This is a genomic window from Arthrobacter sp. Dra40, assembly GCF_059091905.1.
Map to the genome: position 1 here is coordinate 24,267 of NZ_JBNHHB010000041.1, position 20,278 is coordinate 44,544.

Sequence of the window (20,278 nt, forward strand, 5' to 3'; positions counted from 1 at the left end):
CGCATCAAAGCTCCAGTGTTGAATAGGGGAGGCGGCCGGCACGGCCCTGTTCGCCATCCGTCGCTCCGGGCACGCCGCAGCGAAAGCACGAAGAGGACTCATGCTCGTCGATCTCCTGATCCGCAACGCCCGCGTACTGACCCAGGACCCCGGCCATCCGGTGGCTGAAAGCCTGCTGATCCACGACGGGAAGGTGCTGGCGCTCGACGTCGACGAGCAGAGCGTCCCGCGCGCCCGCAGGATTGTGGACGCCGCTGGGGCCGTCGTCGTTCCCGGCTTCAATGATGTGCACGCCCACAGCGTGTGGTTCGGGCTGGGCCTGATGGAAGCAAACCTTGGGTCCGTCGAGAGCCTCGAGGACGCCTATGCGGTGATCGCCGAAGCAGCATCGTCACTCGCGGAGGACGACTGGGTCGTGGCCTCCGGGTACAGCCCGCTGCTGCACGGTGGGGCCCAGCCTGACCGAGACCGGCTGGATGCTGCCGCCGGCGGGCGCCCGGTATGGATCAAGCACTCTTCCGGCCACGCCTGCAATGTCAATGGCGTTGCACTCGACCTGATTGTGGAACGCGGGGCAGACCTCGATGCGCCCATCGACGGCGGCGTCGTCGCCAGGGATGCCGAGGGCCGGCCCACCGGGCTGCTCGAGGAGAACGCCATGCGGCTGGTGCAGGACATTATGCTGCCCTACCCGCTGGCCACCCTTGAGCGCGCCCTGGACCTCGCCACGTCCCACTACCTGACCGAGGGCATCACCAGCGTCACCGACGCCGGCATTGCCGGCGGATGGATTGGCTACTCGCCGCGCGAGTTCGCCGCGTACCAGAGCGCACGCGACAAGGGACTGCTGAGCGTGCGCATGCAGCCGATGCTGGTCTTGGATGCATTGCACCATGTTCCGGGGCATGCGGCAGACCCGGACTCCCGGGGGCTCGACGCCGGCATCCGCACCGGGTTGGGCGACGATTGGCTCCGGCTGGGGCCGGTGAAGATTTTCAGCGACGGATCGCTGCTGGGCAGCACCGCCTACGTCACCGAAGAGTATGTCGGGTGCCCGCACAACCACGGCTACCTGCAGATGGACGCCGCAGAACTGCGCTCGTCGGCACTCGAAGCGTACCGGGCGGGTTGGGCCATAGCCATGCATGCAATCGGCGACCATGCCGTGGACCACGCGATCGACATCATCACGGAAGCCCAGGAAACCTACGGCCGCAAGCCGCTGCCCAACAGGATTGAGCACGGAGGCGTGGTCCGGCCGGAACAGCTGGACCGCATCGCAGCGGCGGGAATTGTCCTGGTCCCGCAGCCGCACTTCATCACCGAGTTCGGTGATGGCATGGCGAGGCTGCTTGGTCCGGAACGGACGGCGACGTCCTACCCGGCCCAGAGCCTGCTCAAACGCGGCGCCACCTTGCCGGGGAGCTCGGACCGGCCGGTCTCCAACGGCCGGCCGCTCGATGTCATGCAGTCGTTCGTGCAGCGGCTGACCCCTTCCGGCAAGGTCTACGGGCCCAACGAGAGGATCACCGCGGCCGACGCGCTGGCTGCCTATACCGCTGGATCCGCGGCGGCCACGGGAACGGAAGAGAACAAGGGGCGGTTGGTGCCCGGCATGCTCGCCGATCTGGTTTTCCTGGATCAGGACCCCACTGCCGTTGACCCCTCGCGCATCAGTTCCACGCAGGTGTTGGCCACCATGGTGGGCGGCGAGATCCGCTTCGGGGCGGAAAACTTCCCGGCCACGGAAGCCGCGGAGACGGCGACTGCCGCAACCCGGGAAGAAACCCGATGAGTACCAGCAACCAGGAATTCCTTGCAGACTTCACCACCATGTCCGGTTTCGGCGCCACCGCCGGCGGCGGCGTTGACCGGCAGGCGGGTACGACGGCGGACCACGCCACCCGCCGCTGGTTCGGCGAGTGGCTGGCACAGCACGGTTTCACCGAAACCATCGACGCCGCCGGCAACCAATTCGGCACCGTTGAACTTGCTCCCGGTGCCCCCTACGTGCTGCTGGGGTCGCACCTGGACTCCCAGCCGCTGGCCGGCAGGTACGACGGCGCCTACGGCGTGCTGGCCGGCGCGCATGCCGCGGCCCGCGTCGCAGCCGAAGCCGCTGACGGAGGAATCGACGCGGTGTACAACGTCGCCGTGGTCAACTGGTTCAACGAGGAAGGCAGCCGCTTCACACCCAGCATGATGGGCAGTTCCGTCTTCACCGGCAAGCTGGCCCTGGAACAGGCGCTGGCCACGGAAGACCCGGCCGGAACAACGGTTGCGGAAGCCTTGGCCGAAGGGCACCGCAGTGCCGACGGCGGCGCCCCCGTGCTGGCTGATGTGGCCCGGTATGCCGAAATCCACATTGAGCAGGGCAGGAATCTTGAGGAAACCGGCACCCAGGTCGGGATCGTGGACCGTACGTGGGCAGCCAGCAAGTACCGCGTGACGGTCGACGGGGCGCAGTCGCATACCGGCTCCACCCGGATGGAGGACCGCCGGGACGCCCTCTACGGAGCAGCGCTGGTCATCGCCGCCGCCCGCAACCTCGCGGCCGAGTTCGCCCCGGGGCAGCTGCACACATCGGTGTCGGAAATGTATGTGCTGCCCAACTCGCCGGTGACCGTTGCGCGGCAGGCGGTCATGAACCTGGACCTGCGGTCTCCGGACGAGGACGTGCTGGCCAGGGCCAAGGAGTTGCTGGACAAGCGCATCGCGGACGCGGAGGTGGCCTCCCGCACGGCGGTCAGTCTCGAGCTGACCCACCAGTGGGGACTGGTGTCCTACCAGCCTGCCGGTGTTGCGCTTGGCATCGCCAGTGCCGAGCGGCTCGGCCTCAGCCACACCGACATCATGACCGTGGCCGGGCATGACTCGACCAACATGAAGGACGTTGTCCCGACGGTCATGCTCTTCGTCCCCAGCGTCGACGGTGTCTCCCACAACGAAGCCGAATTCACCCGCGACGACGACGCCCTGCGCGGCCTGGAGCTGCTGACCGAAGTCGCCCGGCGGCTGGTCCGCGGCGAACTCGCAGCTGACTAGTAGCCTGCCGGCGGCTTTAGGGGCTGTCCTCGGAGGCGTGGCGGCAGAGAACCCAGACGTTGTCCTCGCCGTGGCGCTCGAAGGTGACCGTGCTGACCAAGGCATGGATCAGGTTGAGTCCACGGCCTGACTCCGATTCCGCGTCAACCTCATGCCCGTGCTGGTCCGGGAAGCCGGGGCGGGAAGGTGCTGCGCCGATTTCGGAAATACGTGCTTCCAGCCGGCGGGACCGTATGGTGATCTCGACGCCGAGCTGCAGGGGAGTATCGGAAGCGGGGACGGCGTGCTGCACCACGTTGGTTGCGGCCTCGATCACGGCCGTCGAGAAGGCCATGCGGTCCATATCCGGAACGAAGCCGGCTTTCGTCCACAGTGCCTCGAAGTCCTCGTGCAGGGCGTCGACAGTTTCCGCCGTGGCCAGTCCCTGGCGCGATGTTTCGGCCAGGACCTCAGTCATTGGAAAACGCTGCCTCGACGCTCTGGTACGGGGTCAGCACGCGGTGCATGCTTGTCAGCTCAAGCACCATCTTCACCTGCGGCTGCACGTTCGCGATGCGGAGGTCGCCCCCGGCTTGGCGGGCGATCTTCAGGCAGCCGATCAGCGCCCCGAGGCCGGAGGAATCCATGAACTCCGTGCCCGCCATATTCACCACCACATGGTGGTTCCCGTCAGCCACGACTGCGGCCACAACTTCGCGGAGGCGGGGGGCTGCGACCATGTTCAGCCGGCCGCTCCCGTTCACTTCGGCATAACCGGGCGTTGTCTCAACGGTGAACTGCATCGGCGTTCCTTTCGTCGGGCTTGAACCCTTTGTACCTGACAGCTTTGACCAGCACGCTCAGGATCAGCAAATCGAAGATAACCCACGCCACGTTCACCAGAGTGCCCAGGGGTTCATTCAGCCCGGCGGCCAGTCTTGCCGTGCCTGCCAGGAGGGCAACAACCAGCAACGCCATGGTCACCAGCTGCGGCGTGATCAGGTTCCAGCTGCTCCCTTCGGATTGGCGGGCTTTCGGAGTGACGGCAAATCCGAGGGGGCGTCCTAGCCAGACATTACGGGCCGCCGTCGTGCACGCCTTGACCCAGGTGGGGAAGAGAGCAAGGCTGTACTGCTGCCCGCGCCAGGTGCTGACGCCCTTACCCACCACCGCGAACAGCAGCTGGTTGACCACCATGAACGGAATGAATCGGATGAAGAAGTCCGTGCTTAGGCTATTGACGGGGAGGATGCCCAAGGTGAGGTAGATGACCGGTGCGGCGAAGTAGATGACCGCGGCAAAGCCGCTGAGGTAGCTCCACATTGTGGAGAAGTACATCAGCCGTTGGCCGAGCTTCAGCCCCCGTTGCGCCAGCGGGTTCTCGCGGAGCATCACCTGGACGGTGCCTTGGGCCCAGCGCAGCCGCTGGGTGAGCATGGTCTTGAGGTCCTCCGGGGCGAGCCCGTGGGCAAGGACCTCGTGGTGGTAGACGCTTTGCCAGCCCATCGCATGCAGCCGCATCGAGGTCGCCATGTCCTCTGTCACGGAGATGGTAGCCAGCGGCATTACCGGCTGGGCTTCGTCGGGGCGTTCAATGGACACAGCGTCCAGCACGGCCTGCACCGATCCCAGCGCCCCCAGCGGGGACCAATCCCGCTGGGACATCCGCTCCACTGCCCCGTCCAGTTCGTCCGGTTCAGGCGTGCCCATCTTGCCCCCGAGCCCCATGGCGGCAATCTCGGCCAGGTCCGCTTCCACGGCCGCGAAGTTTTCGGCGACCAAGGACCGCACGGCGCTGTCGACCTTGTTCCGGAGGTCATAGGTGATTTCACTGAGTGAGCCGCCGCTTCGGAGCTTGGCGCGGGCCGTGTCAGCAGCCGCCTCCACCTCGTCGAGCAGCATTGTCACCAGCGGATCTGCCGCTTCCGGCGACCTTCGGGCCTTGCGGATGGCACTTCGCACCCCGGTCAGCGCGCGCTGAACCCCGCGGTCGACTTCGGTGACATAGCCGGCCAGGCCCAGCTGCATCAAAGCTTCGCGCCTGAGCAGGGCGTTCGAACCGCAGAAGAACGCTGCGTTCCATCCGTCCTTGCCTTGCTGGATGGGCCCGTAGAACAGCGGGGCCTGGCTGCCCAGCGGGTCGTCGGCCGGAACGTTGCTGAAGTACTGCGGGGTCTGGACGAGGGCGACCCGGCGCTGGTTGAAATAGCCCAGGGTCTTGTCCAATATGTCCGGCCGGGGGATTTGGTCGGCATCGAGGATCAAGAGGAATTCCCCTTGGGTCATCATTAGCGCGTTGTTCAGGTTGCCGGCTTTGGCGTGCCGCGGCTTGTCCGCCCAGTCGCCGGTGCGGGTCAGGTACCCCAGCCCGTGACTGGCGGCAAGGTCGGCCAGTTCCGGCCTGGCACCGTCGTCCAGAATCCACGTGCTGTGCGGGTAACGGATGTCCCGTGCCGCCAGCGCTGTAGCCATGACCAGGTCCAGCGGTTCGTCGTAGGTGGTGACGAACACGTCGACGGTGGCGTCCGCTGGCGGAGGCGGCGGCACTTTGCGTTCACGGATCCGCCATACAGTCAGGCCGAAGAGCCCCACGTCGATCAAGCTGTAGGTCTCGGCAAGAACCAGCGGAACAGCAATCCACCAGGCGGACCAGTTCAGCGATTCCAGCCAGCGCCAGATCAAGTAGTTGGCGCCCAGAATGACCGTCAGAACTACCAGCAAACGGATGGCGAAAGGTTTCACCGAGCGGCCTCGGCTCCCAGGCCGCTCGGGCAGCGGCGCAACATCACCGCGGTAACGTCGTCGGCAACGGCGCTGCCGGCCAGATCCAGCACGGCGTCGCAGACCTCGTGCGGTGAGTTCCGCACGGCCGCAACAGCGGCCACCGCGTCCATTGCCGCATCCACTGAGTCGAAGGCGTCGAGGAGCCCGTCGCTGAGAACCAACAGGGAATCCCCGGGCGCCAGCAACAAACTGCCGGCGGTCCACGTGCTGCCCGGCACAGCACCCACTGGAGGGCCGCCCGAGGGGAGGCGGCGCAGGCCGCCGTCGTACAGGTGCAGCCCGAGCCCATGACCGGCGTCCACGTATTCCACCGTTCCGCTGCCGGCGTCCAGTCGGGCGTGGAAGATGGTCACAAACGACGAGGACTGCGCCAAGTCCACTTCCAGCGCCTGGCTGGCTGCTTCGAAGGCCCGGTTGAGGTCCGCATGCCGGTTGGAGGAACGCAGCACCGCGCGGACTGTGGCCGCGATGAGGGCAGCGCCCATGCCTTTGCCCATCGCATCGGCAACGGTAACCTGCAGGCCGTTTTCGGTGGCGCACCAGTCGAAGAAGTCACCGCCCACGTTCCGGGTGGGCCGGCAACGACCACTCATGTCGTAGTCCTTCAACCGGAGCGGCTCGCCGGGCAGCAGGCTGCGCTGGACCTCGGCGGCGCGTTCCTGGTCGGCGGTGCTGGGCGCTGCTTCGGCAGGCTGGGTGCGCGGGCGGCGGAACAGCGCGGCGATCCGTGCCTGCAGTTCGCGGGGACTGAACGGCTTGCTGATGTAGTCGTCCGCGCCCGTTTCCAGCCCATTCAGGCGGTCGATCTCGTCCACGCGGGCGGTGATCATCAAGATGTAAGCGTCAGAAAAAGCCCTTACCTGGCGGCAGACTTCGATGCCGTCCAAATCGGGCAGGTTCAGGTCCAACGTGATGAGGTCGGCGCCGCCGTTGCGGATCAGCTCAAGACCGTCCCGCCCGGTTTCTGCTTCCACAACCGTAAAGCCTTGATCGCTGACAATCTGAACCAGCAGCCTGCGGATGTCGGCGTTGTCCTCGACTATGACGGCACGGCGGTTGCTGGGGGCAGCGGGCATGCTTTCATTAAGGCGGTTATCTTCCCGTTTGTCACATCCGTCACTGCAGAATCCGCCCGTGACGACGATATTGGAGTCGCCGCCGTGGAAAAAGTCCTCGATCTGTTGATCTTGAACCGGGTGAAGTTCCATACTCTCTCGCTGCGGGGGCGCGTAGTGATGAGCCAACTGCCCTTGTCTGTCACGATGTTGTTCCTGCTGGTGGGCACCTGGATAGCGGCTGCGCCCATCCTCGCGGATCCGCTGTTTGGGCTCAGCATGGTGCTCAACGCTGTGCTGCTGGCGGCATGTTTCCTCGTTCCCTGGGACAAGCTGCCCTACCCGTCCTTCCTGATCATTCCGCTGCTTGACTTCATTCCCATCGGGCTGCTGCGCGAAGGTACCGGGTCGTTCCTGACCGGCGTGGGGCTGCTGGCCGCCTTCCCAGTGATTTGGCTGGCGGCCTCGGGCCAACTCCCGCGGCTGTCCGTGATCGCCGGTGCGCTGGCCGCCCTGGCGATGGTGTGGATTCCGGTGTTCCTCAAGCAGCCTGCCGTCACTGTCGAAGCGTTAACCCACCCACTGCTCATCCCGTTCATGATGCTGGCCATTGGGATCACGGTCCGGGTCATGACGGCAAGCATGATGGAGCAGCAGCGCGTGGTTGAGGCCAAGGACGCCGAGCTGCGCAGCCTGTTGGCAGCCAGTGGCAAGCGTGAACGGCTCCTCTCCGCCGTCGTGGGAGCGGTGAACGTTGGGGTCCTCGCGGTCGATGAAGGCGGCAACACGATCCTGCGCAACCGACGGCAGGAGGAGCTGCGCCTTTTGGCACTTCCTCCGGGGGAGAAGTTCGCGCCGGAATCCAGACTGGAGCTCTATACCGACGGCGGTACTACCGTTATCCCGGCGCAGGACCGGCCGATTTGCCGCGCCCTGCGGGGCGAGTCGTTTTCCGAGTACCTGATTTGGATGGGCCGCAAGCCCCGGCAACGTGTCCTGTCCACGTCCGCCCAGGTGATGGCAGACGACAGCGGCCGCCGCGAAGGTACGGTGCTGGCTTTTAGCGACGTCACCGAGCTGGTGGCGGCGGTGGACGCAAAGAGTGATTTTCTTTCCAGCGTGTCCCACGAACTCCGAACACCGCTGACCTCCATCAAGGGGTATGCGGAGTTGCTGGCCATGGCGCCGGACTTGCCGGCGAACATGGTCTCAGGGTTGGAAACCATCACCAGGAATTCGGACCAGCTGCTCAACCTGGTCAACGATTTGCTCGGCACTGCTGCAGGCTTCTCGGAGCTGCAGCCGGTGCCCGCGGATCTCGGGGAAATCGCCGTTCAGGCGGTGGCGGCGGCCGAACCTCGGGCTGCCGTCGGAGGCGTCAGGCTCACCGTGCAGACGCCCGGGGAGCTGAACGTGGTCTGCGACCCGGCGCGTGTCCGTCAGGTGTTGGACAACCTGCTCTCCAATGCCATCAAATACTCCCCGCAGGGAGGGGACGTCACGGTCAGCTGCGCTGCAGGGGACGGCGTCGTGGAATGCAGCGTGGCAGACATGGGAATGGGCATGGGTGAAGCGGAAAGCAAGAACGTCTTCAAGCGGTTTTTCCGCAGTCCGGCGGCCCGCCGAGGCTCCATCCCGGGACTGGGCCTCGGACTGGCGCTTTCCAAGGACATCGTGGAACGCCATGGCGGAACCATCACATGCGACAGCAAGCCCGGCGTGGGCAGCGTCTTCAGGTTCACCCTGCCCGTGGCCGGGCCGCCGATCGGGGATGCCTTCGAAGACGGCAGCCCGGATCGCCGAAGGGCGCCTGTCGCCGCCCGGACAACACCGTGAAGCCGCGGAGCCGGCGCCGCCTGTGAAAGGTGGAAAGCACGACGGTGGAGCCTTCCTCCGAAAGGAAGGTTCCGCCGTCGTTGTTGTGGGTGGGCGGGCCTGACGTTCAGTCCTTCGGTGTGGACTTGGTGGGATCGACGAAGGGCTTTTGGACGACTGTGCCTTCGCGGACGCCTTCGGGGGTATGGATGGACAGGGCGGTGCCCTCGGTGCTGAGGTCGATCGGCACCATGGCCAGCCCGATGTTGCGTTCCAGCCGCGGGGAATGGCAGGCGCTGGTGACCGCGCCGACGGGGGAGCCGCCGCCGACCGAGACCGGGAAGGGCTCGATCATGGACCCGTCGTTGTAGCTGCCCAGCGGTTCGCCGCCGATATCCAGACCGACCATCAGCCGATCGATGCCCTTCTCGCGGATACGGCCCAGCGCTTCCTTGCCGACGAAGTCCGCTTCCTGGTCCAAATCCACCATCCAGTTGTAGTCGTAGCCGACTTCCAGGGGGTTGGTGTCGAGGGTGATATCGCAGCCGTAGGCGAGCATGCCGGCCTCGATCCGCCGGATGTGGCAGGGGCCAATGACCCGCAGGTCATGGGGCTGGCCTGCTTCCCAGATGGTGTCCCAGAGGCGGCCGGCGTTCTCGGTGGCGTTGTACAGGTAAATCTCGTAGCCAACCTCGCCCGTGTAGCCGGTGCGGCTGACCACCACATCCATGCCGTTCAAGGTGTGGTGCTGCATGTAGTAGTAGGGCATGTCCAGGATCTGCGGGCCGAACAGGTCGGACATCAGCCCTTTGGCTTTGGGGCCCTGGACCTGGACTGGCGCCACGTCCACTTCTTCCACCGTGACGTCCCAGCCGCCGGCGTGTGCCAGACCCATGGCCCACAGGTGCACGTCGCTGTCGGCCAGCGACAGCCAGAACTTGTTCTCCTCCACACGCAACAGGATGGGGTCGTTGATGATGCCGCCGTCGGCCGCGGTAATGAAGGCATACTTGCACTGGCCCACCTGACACTTGGTCAGGTCGCGCGGGGTCAGCATATTGGTGAAGTCAAAGGCCTGTGGTCCGCTGATCTGCAACTGCCGCTCCACCCCGACGTCCCACAAGGTGACGTCGTTCAACAGCGACCAGTACTCACTGACCGGATCGCCGTAGTGGCGCGGATGGTAGGTGTGGTTGTACACGCTGTAGGCCGCGACGCCGTGTTCCCGCGATTTCCAGAAATAGGGTGACTTGCGGAGCCGGGTATAAAGCGTGACCGCGGGGTTGGGGTTGACGAGGGATGAATCCGTGCGATTGAACGGGGCGGAGCCCGAATCGAGAATCTCCGACATGAGTGCTTTCTCCTTCGAGGTGCTGGCGCCAGCCGGACCTGAAGCAGTTGCGCATGGTGCGCAACTTTGCGCCATGTGGGACTCATGGTGGCAGCCGCTTTACGGAGCAGTCAAGGGTTCCGGCAGGGCGTTATTGGCACCTCTCCGACGGGCCCTCCCGCAGAATCAGAGGGCTCGGCCAACAGGACTTCGACGGCGTCGCGACCCGACCCGCCCGGAACACAGTGCGGTCGCCTGGGCAGCAGCCGATCACGACGGCGATCCACCGCCTTTTATTCCCCTCGTCGTGCTGGCCTCGGGGCTACAGCGGGACACTCTGGTCCAACAGGCGTCAGTCGCCCGCCGTCAGGCGCTAGCCAACAACCGCCAGTCGCCCGCCGCCCGCCGCCCGCCGCCAGGTGTCAGGCGCGGACCGGCAGCGACTCTGGCGCCAGATCGTGGATGGCGTGGTCGTAGGCGATGGCGAGGGCACCGCCGTCGTGCTGGAACTCATGGTTGGCGCCGTCCAGGAGACCGTAGGCGCCGTAGTTTTCCTCCCACGAGCCATTCAGGGCGAACTTGAACGCATACCGGCCGGCCGGCAGTTCAGCGTCCAGTTTCCAGAGGCCGTCGCTGGCGTCGAAACGCATCTGCACCGACTCGGCGGCCGGATCCCAATCCCGGTCTGCGCCAAGCAATACGCCGAAGTCGCCCACCACGGCGACGGACGAGGGCTGGTCCGCGGGAGACTTGGGATCCGCTGGCGACGACGACGGTTCCAGCGGTGAGGGCTGGCCGGCGGGAAGCTCGCGATCCGCCGCCGATGACGATGACGGTTCCAGCGGGGAAGGCTGGCCGGCGGGAAGCTCGGGGTCCGCCGGCGTCGACACTTCCGGCAGCGGGGTACCTGCGTCGAGGGCAGCGGCCAGTTCCGCTGCGTCGGGAAAGGCCTCGATAGCCCGCAGCCCCTGATCGGTGATGGACCAACCGCCCCGGCCCTTGGACATCCAGCCGGCCTTCACCAGCCGGGCAGTCGCCGTCGTCAGGTTCTTGAACGCGCGCGGCACCCCGCCGCTGAGCAGTTCCTGCTCGTGCGTGGTGGGAGGTACGCGGCGCAATGCTTCGCTGATTACTTCCCTGGCATCCGGCCGGGTACCGGCTGCGGCTGCGGCCGCCAGGATCTCGAGGACGGGTTTGAGACGGAGATGGGTCTTGAGCATTGGCCGTGGCTCCTTCGCGGTGCTGCCCGAACTGGTAACGCTCCCAGTCTGGGACCCGGCAGCAGCACGCGCCACTATTTAGCCTTGTGTGTCGGCGAAGGCCTCCCGTCTAATGTGCGTTCCGGCGATGGAGCCCAGCGCCCGGACTACACGGTGATGACCAACTTGCCCCGAACCGCACCGGCCTCCAGGTGTCCCAAGGCTTCGGGCATTTGCTCCAGCGGGAAAGTCCGGTCGACGACCGGTTTCACCTGCCCGGTGACGATCAGCTCACTCAGCTTTTCCAAATCGGCGGACGTTTGGCGCGCCATGAACATCACAAAACGCTGCGGGCGGAGGAGGGACAGGAGCATTCCGCCCACCGGCCTGAACAGACCGCCCGTCCAGCGGTCGCCGTGTTCGCCGCCCACGATGACCGCAGTGCCGGCAGGGGCCAAAGCCCTGCGCAGGCGCGCCAGGGACGGGTTCCCCGCGATGTCCACGATCACGTCGTACTGATGGCCCCCGGCGGCAAAGTCCTCGCGGGCGTAGTCGACCACGGTCTCGGCACCCAGATCACGCACCAGTTCCGCTTTGGCGGCGCTGCACACACCGGTGACGGTTGCCCCCAGAGCCGTGGCTATCTGCACGGCGTACGTACCGACGCCGCCCGAAGCACCGGTAATCAGCACCCGCTGCCCCGACTGGACGCGTCCGATATCCCGCAGCGCCTGGAGCGCGGTCACACCGGAAACCGGAACCGCCGCGGCTTGCTCAAACGTCAGTCCGGCCGGCTTCAGGGCCAGCAGCGACTCCGACGCCACCGCAAACTCCGCCAAGGAGCCTTTGCCGAATCCGAAGACCTCGTCGCCAACAGCAAATTTCGTGACCTCGCTCCCAACAGCTGCCACCGTGCCCGCAACGTCGAGGCCGGGGACTGGGTTTTTGGGGGCTTTCCACCCGGATACTGCGCGGACGGGGTAAGGCAGCCCGGTGGCCATGTGCCAGGTCCCGCGGTCCAGCCCGGCGGCATGGACCTTGAGGAGCACCTGGTTTTCGGTGAACTCCGGAACCGCGATCTGGGCCAGGTGCAAGGCGTCGGCTGATCCGTATTCCTTCTGGACGATGGCGCGCATGGTGCCTTTTGCCGGCGGGCCAGAGCGGTCGTGCAGCGGGGCGGATTTTGCTGACGAATCGGCGGAATCTGTGGCTTCCATGGGGCTTCCTCTCGAGGACCGAACTCTCGGACTGGGTGGTACTCCCGTACTTTGTACGAAAGTACCGTACAAAGTACGGAAATGCTATAGTCGCCGGGACAATGAAAGAAAAATCGGGCGCCGCCCCCGCAGAACGGGTTCCACTCAGCAGGGAACGGGTGCTCCGCGCCGCCATGGAAATTGCCGACGACGGCGGGCTGGCTCGCCTGACCATCCGCTCGCTGGCTCAGTCGTTGGGCACCAAGCCCATGTCGCTCTACCACCACGTCCGCAACAAGGACGAGATCCTCGACGGCATTGTCGACGCCGTCTTCGACCAGATCGAACTGCCGGTGCCCGGCCGGGAGTGGAAGCCTGAGTTGAAGCGCCGGGCGGCATCTGCCCGCTTGGTGTTGCGACAGCACCCGTGGGCGATCGCGTTGATGGAATCCCGCACCAGACCGGGACCGGCCAACCTGCGCCACCACGATGCGACGTTGGGGACCCTCCGTGCCGCCGGATTCTCGCTGCCCCTGGCGGCACACGCCTACGCTTTGCTCGACGCCTACATTTACGGAACTGCTCTCCAGGAGGCGTCGTTGCCCTTCGACGGACCGGACAGCCTGGCGGAAGTCGGTAGGGAAATGGTGGACATGTTCACTGCCGAGGACTATCCGCATTTGCGGGAGCTGGCCACGGAGCATGTGTTGCAGCCCGGCTACGATTTTGGCGACGAGTTCGACTTCGGCGTAGACCTGATCCTCGAAGGCCTTGCTGCCCACCTGCCGGCGGCCGAGCCCCCCGGTGCAGGGATGAGCTAAGCCGCCATCAGGTGTGACCTGAGGTGCCGCGGGTATGAGCTAAGCCGCATAGTGCAAAGGTGGGCCACGATCTCCATCGTCTGTGCCGGACCTTAATGTCGGGACTCATCTGCGGTGGCACACAACAACGAGGGCGGGACACCCCGGTTAATGGGTTTGTCCCGCCCTCGCTCTCGCCGCGCCGCCAGCTGATAAGGGCTATGCGGCTGCCGCCAGGCTGTCGGCGCTTACGAGCAGTCCGCTATCGCCCGCGGTCACACTGATCCGCCCGCCCTCGGCGACCGCCTCCGCCACCAGCAGGTCCGCGACCCGGTCATCCAGCTCGCGCTGGATCACGCGGCGCAGCGGCCGGGCTCCGTATTCCGGCTCGTAGCCGGCGTCGGCAATCCAGTCCACCGCGTCTTCGTCCACGGCCAGCGAGATGCCTTGCGCGGCCAACCGGGCTTCCGACTTGCGCAGTTGAAGCCGCACGATGGAGCGCAGTTGCTCCTTCTCCAGCCTGCGGAACAGCACAATCTCGTCGATCCGGTTCAGGAACTCCGGCCGCATGGTCTCGCGCAGCCGGCCCATCACCCGGGCGCGCAGGTCCTGCTCGCTCCCGTAGCCATCCGCGCCGTTGTTGGCGGTGAAACCCAGTGCGCCGCCCTTGCTGGCGAGGAACTCCGACCCAAGGTTGGAGGTCATGATCACCACGGTGTTGCGGAAGTCCACGGTGCGCCCCTGCCCGTCGGTGAGGCGTCCGTCGTCGAGCACCTGCAGCAGCAGGTTGAACACGTCCGGATGTGCTTTCTCCACCTCATCCAGCAGCACCACCGAGTACGGGTGCCGACGGACGCGTTCGGTCAGCTGCCCGGCCTCGCCGTAACCCACGTAGCCCGGAGGTGCGCCGACCAGGCGCGAGACGGTGTGGCGCTCGCCGTATTCGCTCATGTCAAAGCGGACCATGGCGTTCTCGTCGCCGAACAGCGACTCTGCCAGTGCCTTGGCCAACTCGGTCTTTCCGACGCCGGTGGGTCCTAGGAACAGGAAGCTGCCGACGGGACGGCCTTCGTCGCCCATGCCGGTGCGATTGCGCCGCACGGACTTGGCGATTGCTGTCACCGCGCCGTCCTGTCCGATCACGCGGGCGTGCAGGTCCTCCTCCAGCCGGGCCAGCCGCTGCCGGTCGCCCTGCGTCAGCCGGGCGGCCGGAATGCCGGTGGAGCGCGAGATGATTTCCGCGATCTCCGTTTCGCCCACCACATCGGACGGCGCGACGCCGCGGCGCGCTGCGCCGTCGTTGTCTTCCGAGTAACCGGTGGCAGGCTTGGAGGCGGCGTCGACCCGGTCCTTCAGGTCTTCAATTTCGTCGCGCAGCTTGGACGCGTCCTCGTAGCGTTCCTCGCCGACCGCAGCGTTCTTGGCAGTCTCAAGTTCCGTCATCCGGGCGCGCAGCGCATCCACGTCAACGCGCGGACCGCGCCGCAGATTCAACCTGGCGCCGGCCTGGTCGATCAGGTCGATCGCCTTGTCCGGCAGGAACCGGTCGGTGATGTAGCGGGCGGACATTTCGACGGCGGCGCGGAGGGCGCCGTCGGTGTAGGTCACCTGATGGTGTTCCTCATAGCGGTCCTTCAGCCCGGCGAGGATCTGCAGGGCGTCTTCAAGCGAGGGCTCGCCAACCATGACCGGCTGGAAGCGGCGCTCCAAGGCAGGATCCTTCTCCACCTTGCGGTATTCGCCCAGCGTGGTGGCACCAATTAGGTGCAGTTCGCCGCGGGCCAGCCGGGGCTTGAGGATATTGCCGGCGTCCATGCCGCCTTCGCCGCCCCCGCCGGCCCCGACCACCGTGTGCAACTCATCGATGAACACGATCAGCTCGCCGCTGGCGGCACTGATCTCTTCCATGGTCTTGGTCAGGCGTTCCTCGAAATCGCCGCGGTAGCGGGTGCCGGCCAGCATCCCCGGCAGATCCAGTGCCACCACGCGCTTGCCGCGCAGCTGCTCGGGGACATCTCCCGCCACGATGGCTTGGGCGAGGCCTTCGACGATGGCGGTCTTGCCGACGCCGGCCTCGCCGATCAACACCGGGTTGTTCTTGGTCCGACGCGCGAGGATCTCGATGGTCTGCGCGATTTCGTCGGCGCGGCCAATCACCGGGTCCAGCCGGTCCTCCCGGGCCCGGTCGGTCAAGTCGATGCCGAACTGGTCCAGCATCGGGGTGTCCGAAGCCGGGTTGGTTGCCGGCTGTTCGCCGATGGTGTTGTTGGTGGCGCCAGCGTTGGCTGCAGCTTCCTCGGCGGCCTGCTGCAGCGCCTGCGGGGTCACGCCGGCGTCGGCCAGAATCTGGCCGGCAGGGGTCTCCTGGTTAAGGACGAAGGCTGCGAACAGGTGTTCGGGGTCAATGTACGTGGAGCCGAACGCGCGGGCCACCTGATGGGCGTCGAGCAGGGCACGCTGTGCCGACGGCGTCAGCGACGGCGTCTCGTTGGTCGGCCCTGTCTTTTCTGGCAGACCTTGCTCGGCGGCGCGTGCAAGGGAGTGCGGGTCGGCACCGGTCAGCTTGATCTGGCTGGCAGCGGGCTCTTGGCCGACCATGACGTGCAGGACGTGCAGTGCGTCCACCTCGGTGTGCCCCAGTCCAGCGGCAAACCGGGCTGCCTGTGCCAGCACTTCGTGCGTCCGGCGGCTGAGCAGCCGGGTGAGGTCGACGGTGCGGCGGGATTGGGCCGCCCGCTGGCCCTGCAGGTAGCGGGCCAGGAACTCGTCGAATGAACCGTTGCCGGAAGCTGGTCCGAAGAACAGTGGCATGTAAATCCTCCCGTATGGAACTTGAGTGCCTTCGACTCATATTAACGCCTCTGTCCCCAGATTATTCCAGAAGTTTGAAAAAGTTGAGTCCAGCTGGCTCATGCCAACGGGGGCCTAGCACCTGTGGATAACACCGCAAGCCGAGGAAAGCATCAGGGACGCCTCTCTATCTTTCGACGCCGCGCGGCTTGCTCAGAAGGGCGGGGGAATGTCGTCCCGTTGTTCGCCAGCATCTTCAGCCGGGTAACGGCCCGTGGTGTCATCCGAACCCACTTCGCTGCCATGTTCCCCTTCGGCAGTGGGAATGGTGAGTGCCCATCCTTCGTCGGGGGTGGTGGTGTGGGTGTGGCCGGAGCGGGTGGTGAAGTGCAGGGTCCCGTCGTGGTGTTGGCTGACGGTTCCGCCGCCGTTGTGTTTGGTCTTGTGATCGGGCTTGCAGGCGGCGTGCAGGTTCTCCAGAACGGTTTTGCCGCCGTTTTCCCAGGCGATGGTGTGGTCGATGTCGCATTGGTCGGCCGGGGTGGTGCAGCCGTAGTCGCGGCAGTGCCGGTCGCGCAGCCGTACGAGGCGTTTGAGCCATTCGGGCGGGTGGCGCAGGTCTTTGGCGGCGGCGATGGCCTGGCCGTAGTCGTCGGTGAGTACGATCAGCCAGGATTTGGCCAGCGCGGCGAGCTCGCGGGTCATGTCCGGCGGGATGAAACCGTAGCCGGTGAGTTCACCGGGTTCTTCGGAGAGCGCCAGCAAGGCGGCAAGGGGTGCGGTCACGGCGACGGACGCGGTCACGTTCCCGGATCCGCAAGTGCACCGCCCGCGGCCTGGCGGCCGGTCGGCCTCCCTGGTGGCTGCTGCGGGTGGTCCATCTGCCGGGGTTCCGGTGGCCTTCGGGTCGCCGGCCACGGGGTGGCCGCCGGCTTCCCTCCGAGCTGTTTCGGCTGCGTCCGGCGTTGAGCTGCCGGTGTCAGGCGTATGGGGTTGGTAGGCGTGGTCGGGGTAGTGCAGGAGCATGTCGGTGAAGACATCGGCGCGCAGCTGGCCCAGGGTGCGGGTCTCGCCGGCGGTCTGCAGTTTCCGGGCGTGGGCCTGCATGAGGTTGTAGGCCAGCATCGCTTTCTCCGCCGACGTGCGGATGATGAGTTCGGCCATCCCGTCGTCCTGGGGCTGGTACTGGACGGTCCGGTATTCCATCGCGGCCCGGTGCCGGGTTTCCAAGGGTTCGGGATGCAGCCGATCGCGGGCGGTGCGGGCACGGGCCTGGACGGATTCCAGCGTGATGGCCCCGGCACCGGGCAGGATTTGGGCCTCGTATTCGGTCAGGACGGCCGGTGGCAGGTCGGTGCCCTTGCGGGCAATGGCCGCGGCCCTGGGCAGGTCGATGATGCCTTGGTCGAGGGCCGCGAGGGTGCTGGGCAGGTAGGTGGCGATTTGGTGCGCGTCGGCCAGTTCCGCCGCAGCTTGTCTGCGGGGTACCCCGAGGATGGGGGCCAGTTCGGTGGCGGCGTGGCGGGAGATCCCGTCGGGTGCACCGGCATCGGGGCCCACGGCGGGCCTGAGCACGGCCATGCGGTGCTGGGCCCGGAGGCGGCGGGAATGCGTCCATGCCTCATGCTTTCGGACCGCCTTGAGGTATTCCAACGCCGACCAGTCGTCCAAGGCCCCCGGATCAATCCCGGCCAGCAGGCCGGCCAGTTCCGCCGGCTCCAGCTCCTGCCAATCCTCCGCCCACAACTCACCGGCAGGCAGGGGCGCCGCAGGTTCCGGCCCTATCCCACCATCCGGCGCGGCGGCATCAGGAACACTCTCGGGACCCGCCGGTTCTGTGGGGCTGGCGACTGTGGGTTCGCCCGAGCCGGCGCCTGTTAGTTCACCCGGGCCGGCGTCTGTGGGTTCGCCGAGTCCGTCGGCGGCACCGCCGTCGGGCAGGGCAGGAAGGCCGGAATGTTCCTCCGGCTCCTGTGCCTCGTCCAACGGTTCCGCTGCCATTCTTCAACGCTACGCAGCCAAAGCTCCGGCTCGAACCGGTATTCGAGCTAAGTGGATAACCCCCAACAGCCCTCTGTCTGTGGAGGATCAGTCGACCGGGCAGGAGTCGCTCCCGGAAAGCCCACGGACCTGGGTCAGCCAAGCCCTTCGCGGGCTGCGGGTGCTAGTGTTGTGCTTCGAAGCTTTGTTCGAAGACGGGGGTCGGGATGTTCGGTCTGGAACGGCCCTCCGGTGCGTCGGTTGGCCCGGAGCTGGGGGACGGGACGCCAGAGGATGCCCGTGGTTTCCCGTCGCCGGCGCGCGACTACTTCCACGGCGGCATCGACCTGAACCGGCACCTCATCCACGACCGCACCAGCACCTTTGTGATGCGGGTGGCCGGGAACTCGATGGCCGCGGCCGGGATCTGCGATGGCGATGAGCTGATCGTGGACCGCGCGCTGACGCCGCGCGATGGCTCCGTGGTGATCGCCGTTTTGGACGGGGAGCTGGTGGTGCGGCGGCTGTATGTCGCTGCGGACGGCGTGCGCCTGCAGACTGACGACGGCGGTGTCCCCACCGAGGTGGGCGAACTGGCCGATCTGAGCATCTGGGGTGTGGCCACCCGATGTCTGCACCATGTCTAGCGCGCCCGTGTCCGGGTCTGGGGAACCAACCGTATCCCGCGAACCCATTGCACACCGGAGCGAACGGATTGCGCTGGTGGACGTCAATAATTTCTATGTCTCCTGTGAGCGGGTGTTTGATCCATCGCTCGAGGGGCGCCCCGTCGTCGTGCTCTCCAATAATGATGGCTGCGTGGTGGCACGCTCCGAGGAAGCCAAGCAACTGGGGCTGAAGACCGGGACGCCCTGGTTCCAGGTAGCGCCGCGGGCCAAAGCATGGGGGCTGGTGGCGCGCTCCAGCAACTACGAGCTGTACGGGGACCTCAGTGCCCGGGTGATGGAAGTGCTCGGTCGGTTTGGAGTGTGGCAAGAGGTCTATTCGATTGACGAGTCGTTCTTGGGCTTGCCGGGTGATGAGGCTCAGGTGAGGGAGACGGCCGCCAGGATCCGCGCGGCTGTGGCCCGGCAGGTGGGTCTGCCCGTCAGTGTGGGCGTGGCACCGACCAAGACCCTGGCTAAGTTTGCCAACCACATAGCCAAACGCAATCCGCAGATGGCCGGAGTGTGCTCGCTGGATTCAATGCCGGCTTCCGACATCGGCTGGATCCAGTCGCGCGTTCCGGTGACCGGGCTGTGGGGCGTGGGCGGACGAACCGGGAAGCGGCTGAATGCCATCGGAATCGAGTCGGTTGCGGACCTGAAGGCTGCGGACCCGCAGGTGATCCGCAAGAAGTTTTCCGTGGTGCTGCAGCGGACCGTGTTGGAACTGAACGGCACGGCATGCATCCCGCACACGGAGGAACGGGCCGACAAGCAGCAAATCATGTTCTCGCGCAGTTTCTCCACGCCGGTGACCACCTTGGAAGAGATGGACCAAGTGATGGCGGTCTATGCCCAGCGCGGCGCTGCCCGGATGGCTGCCGAGGGACTGCGCGCCTCGGTGCTGACCGTGACGGCAGGGACCAGCAAATTCGCCGGCGGCGAGGCATCCTTTCCTGCTGCCAGCGTTCATCTGCCCGCCCCCACGCAGGATCCAATCCAGCTGACCAAGGCGGCTGTGGCGGCCATGCGCGGCTGCCTTGTTCCCGGCGCCCAGTACGTCAGGGCGGGAGTGCTGCTGTCCGGACTGGAGCCGGCGGGAGGCCAGCAGACCTTGGATCCCTTTGTCAATGAACTGGATCAGCGGCACATCGGCGACCTGATGGGCGCCGTCCGGTCAAAATTTGGCGAAGCGGCGATCGGCCTCGGCCAGGGCGGGCTGGCTGCCCCGGCGGCGTGGTCGATGAAGCGTGAGTTTTCCTCGCCGCGCTACACCACCGAGTGGTCGGAGCTGCCGGTGGTAAAGGCGGACTGATCCGACGGCGGACGGTCACCACCCCGATCCCCGCCGCGGGAACGGCAGCCGCCCGGGCGCTGCCGCCCGGGCGCTGCCGCGATCCGGGCACTGCCGCGATCCGGGCACTGCCGCCGCCCGGGCACTGCCGCCGCCCGGGCACTGCCGCCGCCCGGGCACTGCCGCCGCCCGGGCCTCGACACGACAGCGCCCGTCACCGAAGAGGCAACGGGCGCTGTCGCGCGCGCGGATCAGTCGCTCGGGCTGGTGTCAGTCGTGAGCCCGCGATCGTCCGGGGTTTCCCGGTCCTCCTCCTCGGCCGGGCCGGGCGCGATGTTCACGCCTT

The 20,278-nt window shown here is 66.4% G+C and carries 15 protein-coding genes; 6 read left to right on the forward strand and 9 right to left on the reverse strand.

All coding sequences use genetic code 11. The features are described from left to right. The first annotated feature begins 100 nt into the window (after positions 1-100). Complete coding sequence (locus AC5RWT_RS17200) at positions 101-1,795, forward strand: amidohydrolase (RefSeq protein WP_494081206.1); 1,695 nt, start codon at positions 101-103, stop codon at positions 1,793-1,795. Beyond that, the gene (locus AC5RWT_RS17205) at positions 1,792-3,045 is read left to right on the forward strand and encodes a M20 family metallo-hydrolase (protein ID WP_494081207.1); all 1,254 of its coding nucleotides are present in this window, start codon (positions 1,792-1,794) and stop codon (positions 3,043-3,045) included. Before AC5RWT_RS17200 ends, AC5RWT_RS17205 begins: the two co-directional genes overlap by 4 nt. Before the next feature lie 16 nt (positions 3,046-3,061). Here the strand turns inward: AC5RWT_RS17205 and AC5RWT_RS17210 are convergent, their stop codons facing one another. Genes AC5RWT_RS17210 through AC5RWT_RS17225 form a run of 4 tightly spaced genes read right to left on the reverse strand, consistent with a single transcriptional unit; the run spans position 3,062 to position 6,884 of the window. Then, entirely contained in the window at positions 3,062-3,502 is a 441-nt protein-coding gene (locus AC5RWT_RS17210; protein ID WP_494081208.1) for an ATP-binding protein, read from the reverse strand. Beyond that, on the reverse strand, positions 3,495-3,827 hold the full coding sequence (locus tag AC5RWT_RS17215) for an STAS domain-containing protein (RefSeq protein WP_494081209.1): 333 nt from the start codon (positions 3,825-3,827) through the stop codon (positions 3,495-3,497). Before AC5RWT_RS17215 ends, AC5RWT_RS17210 begins: the two co-directional genes overlap by 8 nt. After that, positions 3,811-5,766 (reverse strand): glycosyltransferase family 2 protein, encoded by a 1,956-nt coding sequence (locus AC5RWT_RS17220; protein WP_494081210.1) that lies wholly within the window; start codon positions 5,764-5,766, stop codon positions 3,811-3,813. The genes AC5RWT_RS17215 and AC5RWT_RS17220 overlap by 17 nt, the downstream gene beginning before the upstream one ends. Further along, positions 5,763-6,884, reverse strand: a complete 1,122-nt coding sequence (locus AC5RWT_RS17225; protein WP_494081211.1) for a SpoIIE family protein phosphatase — start codon at positions 6,882-6,884, stop codon at positions 5,763-5,765. Before AC5RWT_RS17225 ends, AC5RWT_RS17220 begins: the two co-directional genes overlap by 4 nt. 84 nt (positions 6,885-6,968) lie before the next feature. Between AC5RWT_RS17225 and AC5RWT_RS17230 the strand changes: the two genes are divergently transcribed. Beyond that, complete coding sequence (locus AC5RWT_RS17230; protein WP_494081212.1) at positions 6,969-8,699, forward strand: sensor histidine kinase; 1,731 nt, start codon at positions 6,969-6,971, stop codon at positions 8,697-8,699. A 106-nt stretch (positions 8,700-8,805) separates the two neighbouring features. On the opposite strand, the gene AC5RWT_RS17235 is transcribed toward AC5RWT_RS17230, so the two are convergent. The 3 genes from AC5RWT_RS17235 to AC5RWT_RS17245 all read right to left on the reverse strand — a co-directional run bounded on the left by AC5RWT_RS17235 (position 8,806) and on the right by AC5RWT_RS17245 (position 12,424). After that, complete coding sequence (locus AC5RWT_RS17235) at positions 8,806-10,029, reverse strand: glycine cleavage T C-terminal barrel domain-containing protein (RefSeq protein WP_494081213.1); 1,224 nt, start codon at positions 10,027-10,029, stop codon at positions 8,806-8,808. A gap of 401 nt (positions 10,030-10,430) precedes the next feature. Further along, positions 10,431-11,228 carry a pullulanase X25 domain-containing protein gene (locus AC5RWT_RS17240; RefSeq protein WP_494081214.1) on the reverse strand — a complete coding sequence of 266 codons (798 nt, stop codon included), beginning with the start codon at positions 11,226-11,228 and terminating at the stop codon, positions 10,431-10,433. A 146-nt stretch (positions 11,229-11,374) separates the two neighbouring features. Next, complete coding sequence (locus tag AC5RWT_RS17245; protein ID WP_494081215.1) at positions 11,375-12,424, reverse strand: NAD(P)-dependent alcohol dehydrogenase; 1,050 nt, start codon at positions 12,422-12,424, stop codon at positions 11,375-11,377. 101 nt (positions 12,425-12,525) lie between these two features. On the opposite strand from AC5RWT_RS17245, the gene AC5RWT_RS17250 reads away from it, so the two are divergent. Next, positions 12,526-13,224: a TetR/AcrR family transcriptional regulator gene (locus tag AC5RWT_RS17250; RefSeq protein ID WP_494081216.1), complete on the forward strand. Its 699-nt coding sequence runs from the start codon at positions 12,526-12,528 to the stop codon at positions 13,222-13,224. Between the two features lie 198 nt (positions 13,225-13,422). Here AC5RWT_RS17250 and AC5RWT_RS17255 read toward each other — a convergent pair whose 3' ends face one another. Beyond that, on the reverse strand, positions 13,423-16,014 hold the full coding sequence (locus AC5RWT_RS17255; RefSeq protein ID WP_494081217.1) for an ATP-dependent Clp protease ATP-binding subunit: 2,592 nt from the start codon (positions 16,012-16,014) through the stop codon (positions 13,423-13,425). Positions 16,015-16,206: 192 nt separating this feature from the next. Next, positions 16,207-17,994 carry an HNH endonuclease signature motif containing protein gene (locus AC5RWT_RS17260; RefSeq protein ID WP_494081218.1) on the reverse strand — a complete coding sequence of 596 codons (1,788 nt, stop codon included), beginning with the start codon at positions 17,992-17,994 and terminating at the stop codon, positions 16,207-16,209. A gap of 206 nt (positions 17,995-18,200) precedes the next feature. Between AC5RWT_RS17260 and AC5RWT_RS17265 the strand changes: the two genes are divergently transcribed. Then, on the forward strand, positions 18,201-18,620 hold the full coding sequence (locus AC5RWT_RS17265) for a LexA family protein (protein ID WP_494081219.1): 420 nt from the start codon (positions 18,201-18,203) through the stop codon (positions 18,618-18,620). A 76-nt stretch (positions 18,621-18,696) separates the two neighbouring features. After that, positions 18,697-19,953, forward strand: coding sequence for a Y-family DNA polymerase (locus AC5RWT_RS17270; RefSeq protein WP_494081220.1), 1,257 nt, complete (start codon positions 18,697-18,699; stop codon positions 19,951-19,953). Positions 19,954-20,278: the final 325 nt, after the last annotated feature.